Here is a 3703-nt window from a genome sequence, read left to right as displayed (position 1 = left end):
GGGGTCGAATGCCGGTGAGTGCAGAATGACACCCTAAGATTTTTGGTTATTGTTTTGGCCACCTGTATTCGCCTGTGAGGAGGATATGTGCCCATCCGAGGGGTGAGGTATGCACCAGAAGATCTGGGGAGCAGTTGAGGGCGCCGCGTTTTCGTGAGGCGACGGCTTCTCCGAGATGTTTGGTGTTCCAGTAAATGACAATGGCGGCAAGGAGGTTGAGGCCAGCCATGCGGAAATGCTGCCCTTCGGCGGTGCGGTCGCGGATTTCACCTTGGCGACCGATACGCAGGGCGTTTTTCAGCGCATGGTGAGCCTCGCCTTTGTTCAGACCGATCTGGGCACGGCGCTGCATATCGGTGTCGAGCAGCCAGTCTATGATGAATAGCGTTCGTTCCACCCGTCCAATTTCTTTGAGGGCTTCAGCCAACTCGTGCTGGCGGGGATAGGCTGCAAATTTACGTAGAAGCTGGCTGGGTGGCATGACACCTGCCACCATGGTGGCGGCACTGCGCAGAATATCTGGCCAGTTGGCTGAGATGATGTTTTGTCGAACCTTGCGGCCGATCAGGCCTTTGAGTTCCTTGGGGACGTAGGCCGGATCAAAGACGTAGAGCCTCTTGGAGGGCAGATCACGTATGCGTGGAATGAACTGGAAGCCCAGAAGCGCCGTGACGGCAAAGACATGATCGGTGAAGCCGCCGGTATCGGCGTATTGCTCGCGGATACTGCGTCCGGTCTCATTCATAAGCAGGCCGTCAAGGATGTAAGGGGCCTCGCTCACGGTCGCGGGGATGGTTTGGGTGGCAAAGGGGCCGAACTGATCGGAAACATGGGTATAGGCCTTCAGTCCTGGTTCATTGCCATACTTGGCGTTGATCAGGTTCATCGCCTCGCCCTGACGAGTGGTTGGAAAGAACTGCCCGTCGCTGGAGGCGGTGGTGCCGCCACCCCAGAAGCGGGCCATGGGCAGAGCGGACTGCGCCTTTATCACCGTGGCCAAGGCACGGTTGAGCGCATCGCCTTCAACATGCCAGCGTGAGATGCGCGAGAGCTGGAAATAGTCATGGGTGCTGGTGGCCTCGGCCATCTTGCTGAGGCCAAGGTTCAGGCCTTCTGCCAGCAGAACGGTCAGCAAGCCGATCCTGTCGGTGCATGGCGCACCGGTGCGGATATGGGTGAAGGCTTCCGTGAAGCCTGTAGCATCGTCCACCTCCAGAAGCAGATCGGTGATCCGCACATCGGGCAGCCTTTTGTATAAATCCAGAACAAGTTCGTCGGCTTCGGTGGGCACTGCGGCGGTGAGTCTGTCGATCTTCAACACGCCGTCCTCGATAGAGCCACCCGGAATGGCCCCGGCACGGGCCGCAGCGGCGAGGCGCTTCAACCCCTCAGCCATGCGGGTCTTGCGATCTGCCAGCCAATCTGCCGGTTCGAAGGGCACGGCCAATCTGGGCGTGGCCCGCGCCTCCGCCATCGGTACCAGCGCTTGCGTCAGGTCGGCATAGCGCCGGGAATGCGTCAGCCAAACGTCACCAGAGCGAAAGGCATCGCGTAGATGAAATAGCACGGCGACCTCCCAAAGCCGATGGTCAGTTGGGGCCTGTGCCTGAAGGTGCTGGAGCCATTTGGAACTGCGGCGCAGAAAGGTTGTTGGGCGGGCAGTTGCTTCTCCTCCCGCTGCGATAAGTTGGGCAGCCTTGACCAAGGGTTCGCTCACCGATGCGGCCTGAATATCGAGTGCCCTCAACATGCGCGGCGCGTAGCGCCGAAATCGGTGGTAGCCTTGGACGACATGGGACAATGGGTTGGCCGCCATTGTACTGGTCAACTGCATCGCTGTGGAGACAAGCCCTTCGAGATCACGCCAACCGCAGGCGGTCGTAACCGCGTTCTCCAGGGGTGCGCCATCGCCATGCGCTTCCAAGAGGGCGGCCCCCAAGCCTGAGAAAGAACGAAGTGTGTTCTGCAATGCTGCTTTGGCGTCGGTAATCTGCATATCACATAACGCCTTGGCATCACGCCAAGTTTTACCCACGATCCGGTCATGCGTCTCGATCACCGCGTCAGCTATCGCAGCCTGCCACTCCACGGTGCAAACGGCGAGGATTGCCAGCCGCCGATCACCGGAAATATCGCGCAAATCATCCGAGAAATACCGTTCACCCTGCCTGCGAAGCCGGGCAATGCGATGCGGTGGAACGCCATCAAGGGCAGCAGTTGCAAGCCCGAGACCTTGCAGGAACTCTAACCGGTTCAGCAGGCGGTTCGCGCCCGCCGAGTTCTTGCCAACCTCAAATTGGCGCAGCCAGACGAACCGACTTACCCGCCCATCGACATCTTCCGATAGTAAAGCATCAAGCTTGGCCCGCATCGGGTCATCAAGCCGATCAGCGATACGCGCTTCCACCCGGCGTTCGGCGGTGACCAAAGCATCTGCACAGAGTCGCTCAATCACAGATAGCCCCGGCAGGATGGTCAGGGTCCGGCTACATTGCGCCACGAACCGGCGCGCCAGATCCTCATTGGAACGCGCGACCTCAGCCTCACCTTCGAGCCAGGTCTTCAGGTCACGCGAACCCCGCCCAGTAAACATTTTGTAGCCATAGATCGCCCGAAGAGCCTCAAGATGCTGCTGCCGCGTTTGGCGACGGGCGGCATAGGCGAGAAGCACTTCGCCTGTAATGCCCAATTGAGCGCCGATGAAACGAAGCACTTTGTCCGGGATGACCTCCCCATTCGACAGCAGTCGCCCCGGATACCGTAGGGCACACAACTGAAGTGCAAAACCAATCCGGTTCTCTGGCCGTCGCCGTCTGCGGATATGATCAAGATCATCATCGGCCAGCGTATAGTGACGAAGCATTTCCGCTTCACTGGTTGGCAGATCAAAAAGGGCGGCGCGTTGGCGCTCGGTCAAAATGGTGCGATGCGCCATGTTTCTTTTGCTTTCAAAAAATGGATTGGTTAGTTTTATTTATGACATGAGATAAGGAACAAGTTAGGTGCAGAAAAGTGATTGCCGAGCCCAGGCGTCCCAAACGTTCGTTTGTGAAACATGCTGATTGGCTACGCCCGAGTGTCGAAGGCCGACGGCAGTCAGTCGCTCGACCTGCAAAAGGATGCCTTGAACGCCGCCGGTGTACCTGAGAGCCAAATCTATTCTGATCACGCCTCCGGCAAGAAAGATGACCGCCCCGGGCTGGAGGCCTGCCTGAAGTCCCTGCGGGCGGGCGATATTCTGGTGGTCTGGAAACTCGACCGGCTCGGGCGCAGCCTGCACCATCTGGTTAAGACTGTCGCGATGCTGACCGAGCGCGACGTCGGTCTGAAAGTGTTGACAGGTCAAGGCGCTGCGATCGACACGACAACAGCCGCAGGCCGCCTGTCCTTTGGTATCTTCGCAGCACTGGCCGAGTTTGAAAGCGAACTGATCCACGAACGCACGATGGCTGGGCTGCAAGCTGCCCGTGCCAGAGGCAGAACCGGTGGTCGGAAATTCGCGCTCACCAAGGCCCAGGTCCGCCTCGCCCAGGCCGCCATGGCAAATCGCGACACATCGGTCGCCGAACTCTGCAAAGAACTAAAAATCCGACCCGTCACCCTCTACCGATACGTCGATCCAAACGGAAACTTGCGGGAATATGGAAAACGCGTGCTTGAAATAGCTTAGGGTGTCATTCTGCACTCAGCGGCATTCGACCCC

The 3703-nt window shown here is 58.7% G+C and carries 2 protein-coding genes; one reads left to right on the top strand and one right to left on the bottom strand.

What is annotated here, in order from left to right:
* Positions 1 to 46: 46 nt before the first annotated feature.
* Positions 47 to 2935, bottom strand: a complete 2889-nt coding sequence (locus EGN72_RS00425) for a Tn3 family transposase (protein ID WP_127044704.1) — start codon at positions 2933 to 2935, stop codon at positions 47 to 49.
* Positions 2936 to 3055: 120 nt separating this feature from the next.
* On the opposite strand from EGN72_RS00425, the gene EGN72_RS00420 reads away from it, so the two are divergent.
* Positions 3056 to 3670 (top strand): recombinase family protein, encoded by a 615-nt coding sequence (locus EGN72_RS00420; RefSeq protein WP_127044703.1) that lies wholly within the window; start codon positions 3056 to 3058, stop codon positions 3668 to 3670.
* The last annotated feature ends 33 nt before the right edge of the window (positions 3671 to 3703 follow it).

Origin of the sequence: Pseudorhodobacter sp. E13 (genome assembly GCF_003991405.1) — a bacterium.
GTDB lineage: Bacteria > Pseudomonadota > Alphaproteobacteria > Rhodobacterales > Rhodobacteraceae > Pseudorhodobacter.
Note: the sequence above shows the minus strand (reverse complement) of the source record. Positions and strands in the feature narration are given on the sequence as shown.